The 19,354-nt window shown below is 54.0% G+C and carries 14 protein-coding genes; 4 read left to right on the top strand and 10 right to left on the bottom strand.

Translation table 11 applies throughout. The annotated features are described in order from the left end of the window. Window positions 1–9: 9 nt before the first annotated feature. Window positions 10–1,740: a flotillin family protein gene (locus PPL9_RS02830; protein ID WP_082596486.1), complete on the top strand. Its 1,731-nt coding sequence runs from the start codon at window positions 10–12 to the stop codon at window positions 1,738–1,740. A 51-nt stretch (window positions 1,741–1,791) separates the two neighbouring features. Here the strand turns inward: PPL9_RS02830 and PPL9_RS02825 are convergent, their stop codons facing one another. The 8 genes from PPL9_RS02825 to PPL9_RS02790 form a co-directional block, all read right to left on the bottom strand. Further along, on the bottom strand, window positions 1,792–2,964 hold the full coding sequence (locus PPL9_RS02825) for an acyl-CoA dehydrogenase family protein (RefSeq protein ID WP_082596483.1): 1,173 nt from the start codon (window positions 2,962–2,964) through the stop codon (window positions 1,792–1,794). A gap of 66 nt (window positions 2,965–3,030) precedes the next feature. Then, complete coding sequence (locus PPL9_RS02820; RefSeq protein ID WP_057461229.1) at window positions 3,031–4,920, bottom strand: biotin carboxylase N-terminal domain-containing protein; 1,890 nt, start codon at window positions 4,918–4,920, stop codon at window positions 3,031–3,033. 48 nt (window positions 4,921–4,968) lie between these two features. Next, entirely contained in the window at window positions 4,969–6,156 is a 1,188-nt protein-coding gene (locus tag PPL9_RS02815; RefSeq protein WP_057461228.1) for an acyl-CoA dehydrogenase family protein, read from the bottom strand. Between the two features lie 53 nt (window positions 6,157–6,209). Continuing rightward, window positions 6,210–7,820: a carboxyl transferase domain-containing protein gene (locus PPL9_RS02810; RefSeq protein ID WP_057461227.1), complete on the bottom strand. Its 1,611-nt coding sequence runs from the start codon at window positions 7,818–7,820 to the stop codon at window positions 6,210–6,212. Then, window positions 7,808–8,716, bottom strand: a complete 909-nt coding sequence (locus tag PPL9_RS02805; RefSeq protein ID WP_057461226.1) for an SDR family oxidoreductase — start codon at window positions 8,714–8,716, stop codon at window positions 7,808–7,810. Before PPL9_RS02805 ends, PPL9_RS02810 begins: the two co-directional genes overlap by 13 nt. 103 nt (window positions 8,717–8,819) lie before the next feature. After that, complete coding sequence (locus PPL9_RS02800) at window positions 8,820–10,505, bottom strand: AMP-binding protein (protein ID WP_057461225.1); 1,686 nt, start codon at window positions 10,503–10,505, stop codon at window positions 8,820–8,822. Between the two features lie 184 nt (window positions 10,506–10,689). Then, window positions 10,690–11,496 carry an enoyl-CoA hydratase/isomerase family protein gene (locus tag PPL9_RS02795; RefSeq protein ID WP_057461224.1) on the bottom strand — a complete coding sequence of 269 codons (807 nt, stop codon included), beginning with the start codon at window positions 11,494–11,496 and terminating at the stop codon, window positions 10,690–10,692. Beyond that, window positions 11,496–13,328 carry an acyclic terpene utilization AtuA family protein gene (locus tag PPL9_RS02790; protein WP_057461223.1) on the bottom strand — a complete coding sequence of 611 codons (1,833 nt, stop codon included), beginning with the start codon at window positions 13,326–13,328 and terminating at the stop codon, window positions 11,496–11,498. The genes PPL9_RS02795 and PPL9_RS02790 overlap by 1 nt, the downstream gene beginning before the upstream one ends. Before the next feature lie 101 nt (window positions 13,329–13,429). Here PPL9_RS02790 and PPL9_RS02785 point away from each other — a divergent pair, with 101 nt between their 5' ends. Continuing rightward, window positions 13,430–14,074, top strand: coding sequence for a TetR/AcrR family transcriptional regulator (locus PPL9_RS02785; protein WP_057461222.1), 645 nt, complete (start codon window positions 13,430–13,432; stop codon window positions 14,072–14,074). Window positions 14,075–14,270: 196 nt separating this feature from the next. Continuing rightward, on the top strand, window positions 14,271–16,610 hold the full coding sequence (locus PPL9_RS02780) for a heavy metal translocating P-type ATPase (RefSeq protein WP_057461221.1): 2,340 nt from the start codon (window positions 14,271–14,273) through the stop codon (window positions 16,608–16,610). On the opposite strand, the gene PPL9_RS02775 is transcribed toward PPL9_RS02780, so the two are convergent. Together PPL9_RS02775 and PPL9_RS02770 are read right to left on the bottom strand one after the other, a co-directional pair. Then, complete coding sequence (locus PPL9_RS02775) at window positions 16,607–17,299, bottom strand: nitroreductase family protein (RefSeq protein ID WP_057461220.1); 693 nt, start codon at window positions 17,297–17,299, stop codon at window positions 16,607–16,609. The genes PPL9_RS02780 and PPL9_RS02775 overlap by 4 nt on opposite strands. Window positions 17,300–17,469: 170 nt before the next feature. Continuing rightward, window positions 17,470–17,862, bottom strand: a complete 393-nt coding sequence (locus tag PPL9_RS02770) for a cupin domain-containing protein (protein ID WP_057461219.1) — start codon at window positions 17,860–17,862, stop codon at window positions 17,470–17,472. Window positions 17,863–18,070: 208 nt separating this feature from the next. Here PPL9_RS02770 and PPL9_RS02765 point away from each other — a divergent pair, with 208 nt between their 5' ends. Further along, complete coding sequence (locus tag PPL9_RS02765) at window positions 18,071–19,297, top strand: FUSC family protein (protein ID WP_057461218.1); 1,227 nt, start codon at window positions 18,071–18,073, stop codon at window positions 19,295–19,297. The last annotated feature ends 57 nt before the right edge of the window (window positions 19,298–19,354 follow it).

The following is a 19,354-nucleotide window of genomic DNA, read 5'->3' as shown; positions in this document are numbered from 1 at the left end:
AGGCCCAATATGTTTACAGAAAATCAAAACTCCGCCTTGGAGTCAGCCACTGGACTGACTGAGATGCTCGTCCTGGCAGCCGTTGTCCTTATTGCCCTTCTCGCAATCGGCATTGTCTTCTCCCGCCTCTACACCCGCTCTTCAAAAGAAGTTGCGTTTGTACGGACTGGTTTTGGCGGTCAGAAAGTCATCATGAACGGCGGCGCAATCGTCTTGCCAGTCCTTCATGACATCATTCAAGTGAATATGAACACCTTGCGCCTTGAAGTGCGCAGAGCCGATGAAGCAGCCCTTATCACCCGAGACCGCATGCGCGTCGACGTGGTGGCCGAGTTCTACCTGCGTGCTCAGCCAACCATCGAATCCATTGCCAATGCCGCACAAACCCTCGGCACTCGTACCATGCGTCCGGAAGACCTGAAGCACCTCATTGAAGGTAAGTTCGTTGATGCTCTGCGCGCCGTGGCTGCTGAAATGGCAATGGAAGAACTGCACGAGCAACGCGTCTCCTTTGTGCAGAAGGTACAGGCAGCCGTCTCCGAAGATCTGCTGAAAAACGGCCTTGAGCTGGAATCAGTCTCCCTGACCGGTCTTGACCAGACTCGCATGGAATACTTCAATCCGAACAACGCGTTTGATGCAGAAGGTCTGACCAAGCTCACGCAAGAGATTGAAGAGCGTCGCAGAAAGCGCAACGACATTGAGCAGGATACAGAAGTCCTGATCCGCCGCAAAAACCTAGAAGCCGAGCAACAAAAGCTCGAAATCGCCCGTGAGGAAGAATACGCTTCACTGGAACAGCAACGTGATCTGGAAATTCGCAAAGCCAAGCAACAAGCATTGATTGCCACAGAACAGGCAGAACGTCGCCGTGATGCAGAGCAGGCAGATATCACGTCAAAGCTGGAAATCCGCCAGTCAGCAATCGCATCCGAGCGTCAGGTCAAAGAGCAGGAAATTCTCAAGGACCGCGCACTGGAAGAAACGCGTATTGAAAAAGAGAAGGTTCTTGAGCTGACCCAACAGGACCGCTCAATTGCAGTCTCCGAGAAGTCCAAAGCGCTTTCAACTGCCGATGCTGCAGCAAACGAAGCCCGCGCTATTGCGATCAAGGCAGAAGAACAGGTCATCACAGCGCGTGAGATCGAAGTAGCCGAACGTCACAAGCAGGTCGATCTGGTTCAGGCAGCTCAGGATGCAGAACGCTCCGCAATCGCCGTTACAGTTGGTGCGGAAGCAGAAAAGCAAGCTGCAGAAGACCACGCAGAAGCTGTTCGTCTGAAAGCCGGCGGTGATGCGGATCAGATCCGTATTGCAGCAAACGCGGAAGCAGATGCTGTCACGACCCGTGCAGAAGCAGACAAGCTGCGCCTCGCGGTAGAAGCAGAAGGTCAGCGTATCCTAAACGAGGCATCCAACCTCCTGTCACCTGAGCAGATCAATATGCAGGTCAAACTGGCTCTGATCGAAGCTCTGCCACAGGTCATCAGCGAGAGCGTGAAGCCAATGGAGAACATCGACGAGATCAAAATCCTTCAGGTCGATGGTCTGGGTGGTGCAGCACCAGCAGCCAACGGAACACCAGCAGAAGGGTCTGCCGGTCTCTCCGATCAGTTGGTCAACTCAGCTCTGAGATACCGCTCTCAGGCCCCACTGGTCGACAGTCTCCTCGGAGAACTGGGCATCTCCGGCGTAACGCCAAATGAGATGGCACAGTCAGTCTCCAAAGAGACCGTATAAAACACAAAAGCCCCGCTCAAAAGCGGGGCTTTTTCATTCAAAACAAAACACTTAGATACCCATTTGCCGACTGGCCAGATCCTTCATGATCTCTGAAGAACCGCCACCAATCGTCATCACCTTGGTCTCACGGTAAATGCGCTCAACCTTGGTTCCGCGCATGTAACCTGCACCACCAAGGATCTGCAGACACTCATTGGCCACATATTCCAGTGTGCTTGTTGCAAGGTTCTTCGCCATACAGATCTCGGTGATCGGGCTTTCTCCCAGCTGCAACCGCTGCGCCAGCTCTTCCAGCACTGCCCGAACTGCCTGCATCTTCATCGCCATATCAACAAACTTGTGCCGGATGACCTGACGATAAATGAGCGGCTTGCCAAACGTCTCACGCTGCTTCGCCCAGTCAAGCGCCTCCTCGAACACACCAAGCATATGCCCATAACAAGCAGAGGCCAGGAACAGGCGCTCATTGTTGAAATTCATCATGATGCCCATGAACCCGGCATTCTCGCCGCCAATCAGGTTTTCGACAGGCACCTTCACATTGTCAAAATGCAGCGTAGCGGTGTCAGAGGCCCACCATCCCATCTTGTGCAACGGCGTCTGAGTAAAACCTTCCATGCCCTTTTCAACCAGCATCAGCGAAATACCGCCCATGCCCGTATCACCCGTCCGCACCGCAACTGTGTAGTAGTCTGCACGCATACCGGAGGTGATGAAGGTCTTCTCACCACTCAGGACGTAGTGACCGTTCTCACGGCGGGCGACCGTCTTCAGGTTCTGCACATCCGATCCACCACCTGGCTCGGTGATCGCAAGCGCCGAAATCTTCTCGCCTGCCAAAACGGACGGAATCACCCGTGCCTTCAACTCATCAGACCCAAGGTGCGCAATTGGAGGTGTACCAATGGTGTGGCTCATCAAGCCCGCATTGATGCCTCCACTCCCCGCACGTCCAAGCTCAACAGCAGAGAGATAAGACAACGGATAATCGATACCCGTCCCGCCATACTCCTCAGGAAACATGATGCCGAGCAACCCAACATCCGCCGCCTTTTTGTAAAGCTCACGAGGAAACTCGTTAGCTTCATCCCACTGGGCGACGTAAGGAGTGATCTCCTTGGCAATGAAACGAGAGAGCACATCACGAAAAGCCTCATGCTCCTCGTTGAACATGGTGGACTTGCGCTTCAATCCGAAGTCAGGAAGACTCAAACTCATCATATTCTCCTCCGCAAAACCTGCGGGTCATTCACAAAATCATTGGCACAAAATCACTGGCAGAAGATCTCAGGCGGTCTCTTCTTCCAGACGAACCAGCACGTCACAGCTGTTCACCTGCGCACCTTCCTGCGTCCCAAGTTCAGCAACAACACCATCACGCGGTGCCGTCAGCTCGTGCTGCATCTTCATCGCTTCCAGAACCAGCAGCACATCTCCTTTGGAGACCTGTGCGCCCTGCTCTGTCTTCAAAGCAACAACAGCTCCCGGCATCGGTGCAATAATCGAGCTGGATGCAGCCGAATTGTCTTCTTTCTTGGAGCTGAAACTCTGCTCTTCAAAGAACTGCGTCTGCCCTTCCAACGAGATCCAAAGCCCCCCTTCAGGCGCTTCACTCACAAAGGCTGTGCGACGAACGCCATCCGCCTCAAAAACAATGCTGCCGCGATCTTCACCTGCATGAACCCGCAGGTCTGCACGCACCGAGACTTCCTCACCATCCAGCTTGATCTTCACTGGCAGAGGTGTCGCTGTCGTCCAGCGGTTTTGACCTTTGCTTCGCGCAAACAGGCAAACGGCAAGATCCCGCATAAGCTCTCGCGTTGCATCTGCAGCAACAGAGCCAAGTTCACGATCATTAAGGAACGCCGTCGTAGCCTTGCCAGCTGCAAACACATCATCCTGTAAAACGCTTTTCAGGAAGGAGCCATTGTGAACCAGACCTTGCAGAACCAGCTCATCCAGCCCGCGCAGTAGCTTGCGCCGTGCTTCATCCCGATCACTGCCATGCGCAATCAGCTTGGCAATCATTGGATCGTAGTAGGATGAAATCTCGCTGCCCTGCTCAATGGCACTATCAACGCGCACAGAAAGGTCATTGCCATTCCATGCCAGCACAGTACCCGTCTGCGGCAGAAAACCAGCGTCCGCATCCTCTGCATAGAGACGCAACTCCATGGCGTGACCACTGAAGGAAATATCCTCCTGGCTCAGCGGCAGAGGCTTTCCAGCAGCAACATCCAGCTGCCACGCAACCAGATCCTGACCAGTGATTTCTTCCGTCACCGGATGCTCCACCTGAAGGCGGGTGTTCATCTCCATGAAGTAGAAACTGCCATCTTCCGCCAGCAAAAACTCAACGGTTCCAGCCCCGCGATAGCCAATGGCCCGCGCCGCATCAACAGCAGCCTGCCCCATTGCCGCGCGGATTTCCGGCGTAACAGACGGCCCCGGCGCTTCCTCAATCACCTTTTGGTGGCGACGCTGTACAGAACAGTCCCGCTCACCCAGATGCACCACATTGCCATGATTATCAGCAAACACCTGAATCTCGACGTGGCGCGGATTGATAACAGCCTTCTCAAGAATAAGCTCACCATTGCCAAAAGCATTTTCAGCTTCTGAAGCCGCAGCCGCCAGCTTGTCTTCAAGCCCACTCAGGTCTTCAACCAAGCGCAGGCCGCGCCCACCACCGCCAGCAGATGCCTTGATCATCAGCGGCACACCAATACGCGCCGCCTCCGCAGCCAATGTCTCCGTTGACTGATCCGCACCGGAATATCCCGGCACACACGGCACGCCCGCCTCAATCATCCGCAGTTTGGACAGCCGCTTGGAGCCCATCAGCTCAATCGCTTCCGCAGGCGGGCCAATAAACACCAGTCCCGCATCTGCACACGCCTGCGCAAACTCTGCGTTTTCTGCCAAAAACCCGTAACCCGGATGCACGGCCTGTGCGCCGGTTTTACGGGCCGCTTCCAATATAGCTTCAATATTCAGGTAGGAGTCTGCTGGTGTTGCCCCGCCAATACACGCTGCAATATCAGCATCTTCAACATGAGGAGCCATTGCATCAGCCTCGGAATAAACAGCAATACTCCGATAGCCCTTTTGCCGCGCAGTGCGGAACACTCGGCGAGCAATCTCCCCCCGATTGGCGACCAGGACGCTATCAAACATCGAAAATTCCCTTCACAGTGCCAAGATAGTCAGGCTTGCGAAAGCAGCTTATTCAGCCGCTTCCTTCTGCATTGCACGGTTCTTCTTTGGGTTTGGCAAAGTGCCATCCAGCTTGGAGATGATGGAAAGCATCACTTCATCTGCACCGCCACCAATGGACGTCAGGCGACTATCCCGCAGGAACTGGCTCACAGGGCTGTCCCACATGTAACCCATGCCACCCCAGAACTGCAGACAGGAATCCGCAAGCTCACGAGACAAACGGCCCGCCTTCAGCTTCGCCATGGAAGCAAGGCGCGTCACGTTCTCACCACGCACCATGGATTCAACGCACTTCTCAGAAAGCGCACGCAACAGCTCCACTTCAGTGCGCAATTCACCAAGGCGGAAGTGCACCACTTGAAAATCCAGAATGCTCTGGTTGAAGGCTGAACGCTCACGGCAATAATCTTCCGTCAGCTGAATGATGCGGTCCATGCCATCAACAAGCGATAAGGCACACCACAGGCGCTCCTCCTGGAACTGCAGCATCTGGTACATGAAACCAGCACCCTCAGTGCCAATCAGATTGCGCTGAGGAACACGCACGTCATCAAAGAAGATCTGCGCCGTATCAGAAGAGCGCTGACCAAGCTTGTTCAGACGATCCGACTTGGTGATGCCAGCACTGTCCATCGGCACAACAATCAGCGATTTGTTCTGGTGCTTATGTCCCTCACTGGTGTTCACCAGCATGCACATATAGTCCGCTTGCGTGGAGTTGGTGATCCACATCTTGGAGCCGTTGATGATGTAGTCATCACCATCTTTCACCGCATTACTCTTGATGTTCGCCACATCAGACCCGGCATGGGCTTCAGAAGCGCCAACACAAGCCACCATGTCACCAGCAATCGCAGGGGTCAGAAACTCCTTGCGCAGCTCATCAGATCCAAAGCGGGAGAGCGCCGGGGTCGCCATGTCGGTTTGCACGCCAATTGCCATGGGCACACCGCCACAAGCACACGCGCCCAGCGCTTCAATGGTCATGGCCTGATAGGAGTAATCAAGGCCCATCCCGCCATACTCTTCTGGCTTGTTGACACCAAGAAAACCGAGATCACCCATTTTCTTGAAGAGTTCATGAGCTGGAAAGATTCCTGCCTCTTCCCATTCCGGCACATGCGGGTTGATTTCGGCCTCGACGAACTTGACCACCGCACTTTTCATTTTCCGATGTTCTTCAGTATATTCCATCGTGAAACCCTCATGTTGAACTGGACTCAAAGAGCCGAATGGCGCTGCTCTGCCTAGCCGCGCGCGACCCCGAATGCTGTTGGATTAAGCTGACGTTTCCTGGCATCTGCACAAACAGATAGGGCCAATGAGACAACGCGGCGCGTGTCTCTTGGATCAATGATCCCATCATCCCAAAGCCGCGCCGTCGCAAACAGCGCTGTGGTCTCTGGTGACATCTGGTCAACGATCTTCTGCGCCATCTGGTCAGTCATGCCATCTGGAATCTCTTGTCCCATCTTCGCAAACTTCTCTTCAGTGATGATCTTCATCACCGTCGCCGCCTGCTCCGGCCCCATCACACCAACTTTGGCCGATGGCCACGAGAAGATGAAATCAGGATCAAACCCACGGCCACACATGCCGTAGTTGCCAGCACCCCAGGCACCACCAACCACAATGGTCACTTTAGGAACTGTGGCATTGGCAACCGCCTGGATCATCTTGGACCCATGCTTGACGATCCCGCCCGTCTCTGCATCCCGGCCCACCAGATAGCCAGTGGTATTCATCAGGAACAGCAGCGGCGTATTGCTTTGGCAGCAAAGCTGAATAAACTGAGCAGCCTTCACCGCACCTTGCGGATCAATCGGGCCGTTATTGCCTACGATACCAACCGTCTGCCCATCAATGCGGGCATGACCACAAACCGTGGCTCCGCCAAATTCCTTCTTGAAATCAAGGAAGTCAGAGCCGTCCGTGATGCGAGCAATAATCTCGCGCACATCATACGGTTTCTTGGCATCCTCAGGCACGATGCCCAGCAGATCCGTGGCATCATAAAACGGCTGCTTGCCGCCTTCCGCCTCGACCGGGGCATCCCAAGGCAGGTGGTCAACAATCTCACGCGCGGTCTCGACGCCGTGCGCATCATCCTCTGCCATGTATTCCGCTGTGCCAGCTGTGTTGTAATGCAGCTCCGCACCACCCAGCTCTTCATCTGTCGCAATCTCACCCGTTGCCGCTTTCAGCAGCGGCGGACCGGCCAGAAAGATCTTCGACTTGCCGCGCACCACAACAGTGTAGTCCGACAGCCCCGGCATATACGCACCACCAGCCGTCGATGACCCATGCACCACCGTCACCTGCGGAATGCCTGCCGCAGACATACGCGCCTGATTGGCAAACGCCCGACCGCCCTCAACAAACAGCTCGGACTGATACATGAGGTTTGCGCCAGCACTTTCCGTCAGCGCAACAATCGGCAGTTTCTGTTTCTTGGCGATTTCCTGCAGGCGAAGCGTCTTCTTCAGGCCCATCGGAGAGATAGAACCGCCTTTGATCGCAGAGTCCGTCGCCACCACAAGACAGCGCTTTCCAGCAACATAACCGATACCGGCAATCGAGCCGCCGCCAGCAACATTCTTCTTGCCGTCATCGTCATGCATCTTCAGGCCAGCCAGTGTGGAGATTTCCATAAACGGAGATCCACGATCCAGCAGCAGGCTCACACGATCCCGCGGCAACAACTGACCACGCTTTTCAAATTTCCCGCGCTTGCTCTCGGAGTTCTCCCGAACCTTTGCCTCATACCCACGGAACTCCTCAATGAGTGCTTCCATGAAGGCTTTGTTCTGAGCAAACGCAGCGCTGCCACTATCGACTGAGGAGGTTAACTTGGGCATTTGTCTTTCTCCCAAGCTTTAAGGGCCCTAGGCTTCTCGTAGCGATGAAACCCTTGGTATTCCTTCATATTTGCATTGTCGCCAACCGGCATCAGGTTGGTCCAGAGCGGCGCTCCACCATCCACACCAATACACTGTCCAGTCATGAATGCAGCTCCCGGAGAAAGCAGGAAGTTCACCAGTGAGGCAACCTCAGCTTCCGTGCCCAGACGACGTGCAAGATTGTTGTCCGCCATCCGCGCAAACATGGTTTTGATGAAATTTTCGTCGTAGGTGTCAAAGCCGGAAGACGCGATCCAACCCGGCGCAACCGCATTCACCCGCACACCTGCCTCGGCCCACTCAACAGCCAGCGTCATGGTCAGGTTCTGCATACCGGCCCGTGCCACACCAGAGTGCGCCATACCCGGCATACCGCGCCACATGTCTGCAACGATGTTGACAATGGCACCACCTTTGCTCTTGCGCATACCCTGGTTGTAAACCTCACGCGCCATCAAAAAGCCGCCAGTGACGTTGGTCTCGACAACCGCGTCAAAGCCCTTCTTCTTGATAGAGGCCGCAGGGCTTGGATACTGCCCACCCGCATTGTTCACGAGGCCATGGATCACACCACGCTCAGCGACAATCTTGGCGACGGTTTCACCAACAGCGTCTTCATTGCGAATGTCCAGCGAGTGCGTAGAAACCTCGCCGCCATCCTCGCGAATTTCATCAGCCACCGCATCAAGCTTTGCCTGCTTGCGGCCAAGGAGAACGGTATGGGCGCCCAACGCTGCAAGTTCGTGGGCGATACAGCGACCAATGCCACTGCCTCCCCCAGTCACAATCATTGTTTGTCCATCAAACAACCCATCTCGCAGGACTGATGCGTAACGGGACGGTTCATTGCTCATTCCAAATTCTCCCTGCCACTCACGCGGCTTATTCAAACAGAGGCCCTCGCCTCAAAATTCCCGGTTTGGGGTGACCGCGTCACCCCAAACCATTGTCAGTCTTTCAGGCCGGCGCACCAGCCGCAGCACCGCATTCATCTTCCCAAACCACCGGACGATCAGGCATACCTTGCACCACCTCTTGATAGCGATCTTCAAGGCGTGTTCTTTTGATCTTCATGGTCGGGGTGAGATAACCATTCTCAATGGTCCACATGTCGTTTGCGACAATGATGGAGCTCAGTTTCAAATGGCTTTCAACGGCACTGTTGATGCTGTGATAGGTCTCTTCAAGGCTGGTACGCACCTCTTCGCGCGACAGACCATGGGTCATCTCGCTGGAGAGGAACACCACCGCTGCAGGCTGCGCCAAATCGGACCCCATCACACAGGCTTGCTCAACATACGTGTTGTCAAACAGCATGGCCTCAATCGGCACGGGTGCAATGTACTTGCCCTTGGAAGATTTGAAGATTTCCTTCACACGGCCCGTAATACGCAAGAACCCATCCGCATCCTGCTCAACCTTGTCACCAGTATGGAACCAGCCATCTTCAATGGTTTCAGCAGTCAGCTCAGGATCCTTGTAGTATCCCTTGGTAACAGCGTCCCCGCGAATGAGAAGCTCACCTTCATCGGTGATCTTGATCTCAAGCCCTGCAAGCGGCGTACCGATTGTGCCAACCTTATCCGCACGGAATGGGAAGTGAGAGGACGCAAGACCCGCAGTCTCGGTCATGCCCCATCCCTCAGTAATGTTGATGCCCAGCTTCTGGTACCATTCCAGAACAGCCTTGGAGATTGGTGCTGAACCACTCCCGATAAGCTTTGCGTTGGTTAGGCCAAGCTGTCCGCGGATTTTCCGCTTCACATACCAGCTCAGGATCGGAATGCTCAAAAGCCTGTCCAGCTTCTTCTGCGGGACCTTGGCAAGGATACTGGACTGAAATTTCATCCAGAGACGCGGAACAGAAATGAACATGGTCACTTCAGCTGCCCGCAAGTCCTCTGCAAAGGTGTCCAAAGACTCCACAAAGCTCACGACCACACCTGCATAAAGGCTCACATGCTCAATAAGAGCACGCTCGGTGATATGCGCCAGCGGAAGATAGGAGATCAGGCGTTCTTCACGGCCCAGCTCCAAAGACTGGGTTGGAGACCATGCGCCATAGGCAATATTGCGCCAGGTGACTTCCACCCCCTTCGGGTTCCCGGTGGAGCCAGAGGTGTAAACAATGGAAAACAGCTCATCCAGCTCTGGCTTGGCCAGCTTATCTTCTGGCAACGGATCATTCGTTTTGACCAGCTCCGTCCAGCTGTGCTCACAATCTATCGTGTTATAGGGAAGCGCGATCTTGACCACGCTCTCAGGAATACCCTGCTGGCTCGGCGCAAAGTCATCCAGCTTGCCCATAAACAGCGCTTTGATATCTGCATGATTGATGATGTAGCTGATCGTATCCGCTGAGGCAGTGTAATAAATAGGTGTTGAGATATAACCAGCGGCCTGAATTGCAAAGTCAGCCAAAAACCATTCAGCGCAGTTCTTGGAGAGAATACCAATCCGGTCTCCCGGTTGGAAACCCATTGACTGGAGCGCAGCAGCCACACGCCGGACGGTGTCGTAACACTCCTTCCAGGTGAATTCTATGAACTGCCGGTTCACGGGTTGTCGCAGATAAACCGAGTTTGGTTTATCTGTGGCCCATTTTTGCAGCATTTCAATTGGCAGTGCGTACTGTGTACCCATGTTCCCTCCTCTGATGTGTTGGTTCAGCCTCCCCGCTGGTTCCAACACTATCGTTATTGCGCGATAGACTTCGGCATTATAGTCAGCTCATACGAATATGAGCATACCCTGCATTTCTTCTTCCTTCACCGCATTCGAACATCTGTTATCGGGTAAACGCATACCCCAGAATTTAAGGGGTCATCTAAAGAGCCCAGGAGGGTTTGCGTTTTTGTAAAAACGACTTCACACCTTCCTGTCCCTCTTCCCCAACGATAGCTCTTGCAAAATGAGCCGCCGCGCTCTGGCGCAACTCTTCCTGTTCAAGGAAAAGCGTCTCCTCAACCACCTGTTTGGTGGCCGCAACAGCATCTGGCGCACAAGCCAGAACTTGCTGTTTCAGGTCCGCTTCTGCTGTCTCAAGCGCTGCCTGATCTGCAACAGCTTCGTCGACCAGACCGATATCAAAGGCCTCAACACCGGTCAGTTTGCTCCCCAACACAAGCATTTTCTTGGCTTTCTGGTAGCCCAGACGTTTGGTCACGTACTGAGCGATCTGAGCAGGCGGCAAGCCAATCCGCGTCTCAGTAAATGCAAATTTGGCATCTTGCGTTGCGACCACAAAGTCGCAGGCGCTGGCCATACCAAGGCCACCAGCCATGGCGGCCCCTTCCACCAAAGCAATGGTCACTTGAGGCTGATGGGCGATCATTCCAAAAAACGCTGCAGCTTCCAGACTGATCTTTTGCGCAATCGCCTCGGCCTCATCACCACCAGCCATGATCTGCTGGAAGGACTTCAGATCACCACCAGCACAGAACACACCGCCAGCCCCAGTGAACGTGATGCCACGGACGCTGCGATCATCCTGCACATCCCGCAGAACCCTGGAGATTTCAGAAATCACCTCACCTGTCAGCGGATTGCGCTTCTCGGGCTGGTTCAAAGTGATGGTCATCCAACCATCTTTTTGAGCCACAAGAACGGCAGAAGTTGTTGAAGTATCACTCATCACATCACCTCCTGCACAATGGACTGCGGAACCGGAACACTCTGTGTCAGCAAGGTCTGGCTGTACGCCTTTGCTTGCGGGTCCAACCGCAAGCTGGCAATGCCACCGCCGCCAAGCACATCATCAATCAAGAAATTCAGCGCATGACAGCCCGGCAGATAGAAACGGGCAACTTTGCCCGGATTGAAATGCGCAAAGGTCTGCGCAACAGCCTCTTCACTCAGAGCAGCTGCAATCCACGGCAACCACTCTGCTTTCCGCGCAATCACGCCAATGTTCGCTTTATCGCCTTTGTCACCGCTACGCGCATAAGCCAGCTTGATCAGCGGAACCTCAATCAGCGCATCATCAGAGGCAGCTACTTGCGGAACCTCAGCACTCTCAGCTGCCGCTGCCACACCTGTCGCAATCACAGGCTCAAACGGAACAGGCGCTCCTTCCAGAGAAACCTGAGGCGAAACCGCCGACTGTTCAACAAGGAACGAGAACAACCGCATAACAGGCGACGGCTTAGGCCGACCACCGTTAAACGTTGTCATCCCCGGAGCAACAGAAAGGCCCAATCCAGTCAGCTCACGCAACAACAAACCAGCAGCACGCTGGTCCACGTGCCGCGCGGCAATCTTCAGGACAACCTCTTCATAGGTGCCCCGGCTCACAGAAGCCGCTCCAACCTGAGATCCTGCCCCCACAATCTCAACGGACACCTCTTGGTAGCCGGGCGCACCAAGCTTTTTCATCACCGTCTCAGCGCGGCCAAGCGCGAGGTCAGCAAACACCTGCGCCTTCTCGCCAGCATCAAAGCCCACATAGGGGATCATCAATCCAATACGAAACCCATCCGCCCAGGTTGCAGAAACCTTCAGGCTCTCAGGCGCTGAACGCCCTTTTGCACCGGAAACATGCACACAATCCGCTGCTTTCGCCTCAACCTTCACCTGGGAAAAATCGCAGGTCACATCAGGAAGCAAATAAGCCTGCGGATCACCAATCTCATAGATCATCTGCTCAGCAACAGTGCCAACGCTCACAAGCCCGCCACTGCCATCCGGTTTACTCAGATCACAGCTGCCATCTTCATAAACTGTCGCAATCGGATAACCGATCTTCTTCACATCCGGCACATCCCGCCAGTCCGTAAAGTTGCCGCCAGTAACCTGCGTCCCGCACTCCAGCAGATGGCCAACGAGGCTACCTGCAGAAAGGCGGTCATAGTCCGCCCAGTCCCAGCCAAAAGCATGCGCACATGCAGCAAGGGTCAACGCACTGTCAGCACACCGCCCTGTAATGACGATGTCAGCACCAGCGTCCAGAGCCGCAACAACAGGCTGTGCACCAAGATAAGCATTGATGGAGGCAACTTTCTCAGACTTCGGGAAGGCCTCATGAGAGAACATCTCTGTCACACCAGCGGCCTGATACGTCCCGGCCTCCGCTAACAAATCATCACCAGTGACAACCGCGACCTTCAGATCGAGCTTCTGCGCAGCAATCAATTCACGGATCTTGGAGGCACAACTCTCAGGATTAACACCACCAGCATTACTGAGAATTTTCGTCTTGGATTCAGCAATAGCCTTCAGGTTCAAGCCAAGCACCTGCTCAACAAAATCCGTCGCATATCCAAGATCAGGAGACTTCTGACGCGCCCTTGCCATAATGGAAAGAGTGATCTCTGCCAGATAGTCGTAAACAATGTAATCGAGCCCTCCAGCGCGCAACAACTGCCCGGTTGACGCACTAGAGTCACCCCAAAAGCCGCAAGCCCCCCCAATGCGAATTGGCTGCTTACGTTTACTAGAGCTTTGATTTTCCGTGGTTTTCATGGTCATTTTAACGGAAACCTCTTTTACATACCAAACGTACGGTATATACTAGTTCCCAATACGTCAAGTGTTTCAGAGAAAACCCCTTCCTAAGGCTAAGGTTGATCATGGTAAGCAAGTTGGACAAGAAGAAGCAGCGCGGTGAAAACACACGCAAAGCCCTCATTAAGTCGACCATCGATTGCCTCGACCGGCTCGGCTATGCAGAAACCTCGATCAATCGCGTGCTGGAAGGCGTTGATGTCAGTCGCGGTGCCCTGATGCACCACTTCCCCTCCAAGGAAGATCTGGTGATTGGAACGGTCGACTTCCTGCTCTCAAGAATTTTGCGCCACTACCAACAGGAAAGCCCGAACTCTTTCCCCTTCGCACAGGTAACGCATTCTGGTAACGGGACACTCGCCGACGCACTCGTAACCTATTGGAAAAACATCATAGACACACCAGAAGGGCGCGCCTTCTCTGAAATCATCATGGCAACCCGCACGGACAAGGCATTGTCCCTGCGCATCTCTCCCAAACTGGAAGACTGGAACGAGCAGCTCAACCAGTTCTTTCTGCCACCGGGTTTAGATAAAGAGGCCATTGAAGACGTAACTCTAACCCTCCTCATCTGGCGCTCTTTCATCCGCGGCATGATTTTCCAGCAGGAGTTCCACAGCGACCCGGATTACATCGAAAAGATCATCCGCAAGTTCGCCATGATCATGGAACCGCATCTGAAGCTGGCTCAAACGCAGAGCGGCACATAACAAATGAGAGCCAGATCGCTCACCTTGGCCACCAGACAATCGCTCATGGCAACTTGACCCAAATGCCCTCATTTCCATTAAGCTCAGCCTAGTGATACTGCCAAGTCCCACGGGGCTTTAATCCTTTAAGGCACTGCAAAGGCATATGATCTGCGCTGGTAGAACGCGCGCGCTGGATCAGGGAGCCTTATGACCGATGGACGAGGCATCAAACACACCACAACCCAATGCCACCTCCCCCACGGAGCAGGATCCGGTCTGCGGCATGTCCGTAACAGTCACAGCCGACACCCTTTCAGCTGATTTTTCAGGAAAGCCCTACCACTTCTGCTCCGACAAATGCTTCAATAAGTTCGACAGCGATCCTTATTACTACGCCTCTGGCAACAGCAAAAAGCAGCAGGACACACAGGCGCAGGATGTCGATTACACCTGCCCCATGCATCCGGAGATCGTCAAGAAAGGCCCCGGCGAATGCCCTATCTGCGGCATGGCATTGGAGCCAATGACAGTCACCAGCAATGACGAACCCAGCCACGAACTTGTCGATTTCACCAGACGCTTCTGGCTCAGCGCAATCCTCTCAGTTCCCCTGCTCGCCATCACCATGGGCCCCTTCATCGGCCTCCCGTTCCGCGAATGGATCGGAGAACCCACAGCCATCTACGTTGAATTTGTCCTCGCAACACCTGTTGTTCTGTGGGCAGGCACTCCCTTATTTGAGCGCGGCGTCAAATCCATCACCACATGGAACCTCAACATGTGGACGCTCATCACTCTGGGCGTCGGTGCCGCCTATCTATACTCTCTGGTGGCAACATTCCTGCCCGGCCTGTTCCCCCCAAGCATTCGCGCTGCCACAGGCCATCCTCCGGTCTATTACGAGGCCTCGGCTGTCATCTTGGCGCTGATCTTCATGGGTCAGGTGCTGGAAATGCGAGCCCGCGAGCGCACGGGTGACGCCATCCGCGCCCTGCTTGACCTTGCCCCTAAAACCGCACGCCGCGTGCTGGACGACGGCACAGAATATGACGCCCCCCTCGAGAACATCATGACGGGCGACAAGCTCCGTGTCCGCCCTGGAGAGGCAGTCCCTGTCGACTCTCGCGTCATTGATGGTCAATCCTATCTGGATGAAAGCATGATCACCGGTGAGCCCATCGCCCTCGAGAAAAACGTCGGAGACACAGTCACAGGTGGAACACTCAACAAAAACGGAACGCTGATCATTGAGGCAACAAACGTCGGCGCGGATACCATGCTTTCCAAGATCGTCACCATGGTCTCCTCTGCCCAACGCTCTCGCGCGCCCATTCAGGGCATGGCAGATAAAGTCTCGTCCTACTTCGTCCCCACCGTGGTCAGCATCTCCATTCTCTCATTCTTCATCTGGTTGATCGTCGGCCCGGCACCATCCCTGTCTTACGCCGTCATCGTCGCCGTATCAGTGCTCATCATCGCCTGCCCGTGCGCCCTCGGCCTTGCCACGCCCATGTCCATCATGACTGCCAGTGGTCGGGGTGCACAGGCAGGCGTGCTCATCAAAGATGCCACCGCGCTGGAGCTCATGTCCAGGGTCGATACGCTCATTGTCGACAAAACAGGAACCATCACAGAAGGCAAACCGACCGTCACCTCAATCCAGTCTTTCTCTGAGGATTACACCGAGGACCAACTCCTCCACATCGCGGCCTCCATCGAAAAAGGCTCCGAGCACCCGCTGGCAGAAGCAATCGTCCATGCCGCCTCAGCCAGAAAAATGTCTCTGTCCAACTCCGATGATTTTGAGGCCCACACCGGACAGGGCGTCAGCGCGAAGGTAGAGGGCAAGCGCTACGCCATCGGCAACCCGGTCATCTTCAACCTCACCGATAAGATCTCTGAAGACATGAAGCAAAAGCACCAAGCTTTGAGCGCTGCAGGCAACACCAGCATCTATATGTCAAATGAGCAAGACATCATCGGCTTGATCGCCATCTCCGACCCGATCAAAGAAAACGCAGCCGAGGCCATCAGGCAACTGCATGAGGCTGGCATCAAAGTCGTCATGGCAACCGGAGACAATGCCTTAACAGCCAAAGCCGTGGCCAACTCCGTCGGTATTGATGAGTTCAAGGCAGAAGCCCTGCCAGAAGACAAGAAGACGCTGGTCGATCAGCTCCATGCATCCGGAGCAATTGTTGCCATGGCAGGCGACGGCGTCAACGACGCGCCCGCCCTCGCATCAGCCGATGTAGGGCTGGCAATGGGAACGGGCGCAGACGTCGCCGTCGAAAGCGCGGGCATCACATTGCTGAATGGCGATCTCACCGGCATTGTGCGTGCCCGCAAGCTCGCCATCGGGTCGTTGCGCAACATCCGCCAGAACCTGTTTCTGGCGTTTGTCTACAACTCCGCAGGTGTCCCTATCGCAGCAGGCATTCTCTACCCCTTCACCGGAGCGCTGCTCTCACCCATGATTGCAGCACTGGCCATGAGCCTGTCATCCTTCTGCGTGGTGATGAACTCCCTGCGTCTGAAAAACCTGAAGCTCTAATCCGCTACAGTCAGGATTTCAGAAAGAGGCTTCTTCAGCTTCGCCACAGCAGGCACTTTGGCATCTTCAGCCGGGTGACCAACTGCAATGATCATGATTGGTTTTTCAGAGTCAGGGCGATCCAGCATACCATTCAAAAACTTCATCGGGTTCGGCGTGTGGGTTAGCGAAACCAGCCCTGCATGGTGCAGCGCCGTCAGCAGAAAACCACAAGCAATGCCAGTGCTTTCAGGCACGTAGTAGTTCTTGTAGCGCGTCCCGTCTTCAAACTGCCCCCAACGCTGTGCAAACACAACAATCAGCCACGGCGCGTCTTCCAAGTGGGGTTTGTCGTCATTAGTACCAATTGGCTCAAGCGCTTTGATCCACTCATCACCCGCACCACCGTCATAAAACCGGCGCTCTTCTTCCTCCGCACCATCCCGAATACGTTTCTTAAACTCAGGCTGTGAGATCGCCACGAAATGCCAGGGCTGATGGTTCGCACCAGAAGGAGCCGTACCAGCCGTGCGAATGCACTCTTCAATAACCTCTCGGGCAACAGGACGATTAGAAAAATCCCGAACCGTATGGCGACGCTTCATCTTGTCATAAAAGCCTTTCACAGCTTCAAGCATCTGCTCATCGCTCAGGTCCAGACGATCCGGCAAATCCACTGGCTCATAGGTAATGTGTTCTTTGGCAAACATCCTGTTCCCCCGCTTTTCAGGTATTCTTTTACTTTCCCTCACAAGCCAAACCGACGACAGCCTCCCAGCGTCCGACAGCCCATGTAAGGTCTCAGCGAAAACTAACGGAAGAATACGGCTAAATCTATTGAACTTGCCTCCAGAAAGCTGAACCGGCCTCTAAAACCACATCACAACGACCTATCCGGAACCCAACGGCGAGATACCTCCGTGCTGTTCTCATAACTAGCCTCAAAAATTGGCGCAGCCAACGTCGCCCGCACATGCAGCGTTCCCTCACCCACATTACAAAACCCATGCAAACGCCCGGCAGGGATCAGGACACTCTGATTACCTGTCGCAACATACCGCTCATCCCCGCAAGTAATCTCCGCAGTTCCGTCAATCACCTCCAAAAGCTCCTCCACCGCATGCAGGTGCAACGGAGCCCCACTTCCGGGCTCACACCACTGATCAAAAATACAAAGCTGATGCGCACCATTCACAGCAGAGACCCTCATCCGCGTCACCACCCCACCCCGCCACTCTTCCAGTTCCTGCGCATTATGATCAATAAGAGCCATCACAGACCTCCATCTTCCAAACCTGCTCTGACAAGAAACGTAATCACCAAAAGCAAACATCTTCGAAATCAGGTTCAAGTCACCGTCCGTGTCTTGATAAAACAACGCAACGAATTGAAAGAAAAACTAAAACCTATCTCACACGTCTTCAACCTATCTTGGCTGAAGTGCTTTTCAGGCATGACTGGAAACGTCAGCGAGTGAGGATATGTTTCTCAGCGACAGAGCAAAGGATTCAATTAAGGTTGGGTTAGCAATGGTGATCGCTTACGCCATTGCGCTCTACATGGATTGGGACCGCCCGTATTGGGCTGGTCTGGCCGTTGCATTTATCTCGCTGGAAACATCAGGACAATCCTTCAACAAAGGCGCGCAGCGCATTGCCGGGACACTCATTGCGGCGGTCGCAGCACTCCTGATCCTCTCCCTTTATCCGCAACAACGCTGGATGTTTATGGTTGTCTTATCCAGCTTTGTTTTAGTTTGCACCTATATGAAGAGCACAACACGAAACGCCTATTTTTGGAACGTGGCAGCTTTCGTAACAATTATTGTGGTTGTGGATTCATCAACAAGCAATGAGCCTGCCTTCTATACCGCAATGCTGCGGATTGAGGAGACTGCTTTAGGCGTGATCACCTACAGTGTGGTCTCAGCTGTCCTTTGGCCTAAGACATCAGCGAAAGCGCTTTACAGCACAGCCAGCCACCTGAGTCACGCTGCCCTTGGGATTTTTCAAGAAACATTGGACAACGGGTTCTCACGCGCTCCCCAACAATACCTGAAGCAACAAGGCGACTTCTCATCATTACAGGCCAGATTCGAGGAGCTTTCCAATATTGCCCAACTCGAAAACTATGAAATCTGGGAAGTTCACGATTTATGGAAAGATGCCGCGAAACTGTGGGTTGATTACGAACGGGCAATAGAAGCGTGCCGGCAAAACATAGGTGACGTTCAAACAATTGAGCTTGAAAAACACCTGCCTTGGCGCACCCAATACATCAATGAAGTAGAGCAGCGCTTAACGGCTATCACCAAGATGTCTTTGGGAGAGCATTCGGACTACACCAGCCCACAACGCGAACTTCATATCAATAAAACCAATACTGCAGGTCTCAAGCAACTCGAAAAAGCAGCCCTGTCACTTTACGTCAATCAACTCACAAACATCGAACATATTACATATCAGCTATATGAGATAAACGCCGTCATATTTGGCTTGCGCCAACGTACTGACACCACCTTTAAAGTCGCGCCTACGCCTAAAAAGCACATCATAAATATCGGCGCTTTGAAGGGGGCTTTTCGCGCCTTCCTGTGTCTTTGGATCGCTTATATCGCCTATATCTATTCCCCAGATCTTCCAACTGGCCCCGTACTTTTGATCTTAGTTGTCAGTGCTGGATGTATTTTCCCCATTTGTGCTGCTTGAAAATTACCCACTTTCGCAGCTTTGACTTTTGATTGAAGGGGCATGCCCCTTCAATCA

The organism is Pseudovibrio sp. POLY-S9, from assembly GCF_001431305.1.
Classification (GTDB): Bacteria; Pseudomonadota; Alphaproteobacteria; order Rhizobiales; family Stappiaceae; genus Pseudovibrio.
This window is presented reverse-complemented; position numbering and strand designations above follow the sequence as displayed.

Coding starts and splice junctions, on each gene's coding strand:
- PPL9_RS02830 (WP_082596486.1), top strand. CDS start 10: ATGTTTACAGAAAATCAAAACTCCGCCTTGGAGTCAGCCACTGGACTG.
- PPL9_RS02825 (WP_082596483.1), bottom strand. CDS start 2,964: ATGATGAGTTTGAGTCTTCCTGACTTCGGATTGAAGCGCAAGTCCACC.
- PPL9_RS02820 (WP_057461229.1), bottom strand. CDS start 4,920: ATGTTTGATAGCGTCCTGGTCGCCAATCGGGGGGAGATTGCTCGCCGA.
- PPL9_RS02815 (WP_057461228.1), bottom strand. CDS start 6,156: ATGGAATATACTGAAGAACATCGGAAAATGAAAAGTGCGGTGGTCAAG.
- PPL9_RS02810 (WP_057461227.1), bottom strand. CDS start 7,820: ATGCCCAAGTTAACCTCCTCAGTCGATAGTGGCAGCGCTGCGTTTGCT.
- PPL9_RS02805 (WP_057461226.1), bottom strand. CDS start 8,716: ATGAGCAATGAACCGTCCCGTTACGCATCAGTCCTGCGAGATGGGTTG.
- PPL9_RS02800 (WP_057461225.1), bottom strand. CDS start 10,505: ATGGGTACACAGTACGCACTGCCAATTGAAATGCTGCAAAAATGGGCC.
- PPL9_RS02795 (WP_057461224.1), bottom strand. CDS start 11,496: ATGAGTGATACTTCAACAACTTCTGCCGTTCTTGTGGCTCAAAAAGAT.
- PPL9_RS02790 (WP_057461223.1), bottom strand. CDS start 13,328: ATGACCATGAAAACCACGGAAAATCAAAGCTCTAGTAAACGTAAGCAG.
- PPL9_RS02785 (WP_057461222.1), top strand. CDS start 13,430: ATGGTAAGCAAGTTGGACAAGAAGAAGCAGCGCGGTGAAAACACACGC.
- PPL9_RS02780 (WP_057461221.1), top strand. CDS start 14,271: ATGGACGAGGCATCAAACACACCACAACCCAATGCCACCTCCCCCACG.
- PPL9_RS02775 (WP_057461220.1), bottom strand. CDS start 17,299: ATGTTTGCCAAAGAACACATTACCTATGAGCCAGTGGATTTGCCGGAT.
- PPL9_RS02770 (WP_057461219.1), bottom strand. CDS start 17,862: ATGGCTCTTATTGATCATAATGCGCAGGAACTGGAAGAGTGGCGGGGT.
- PPL9_RS02765 (WP_057461218.1), top strand. CDS start 18,071: ATGTTTCTCAGCGACAGAGCAAAGGATTCAATTAAGGTTGGGTTAGCA.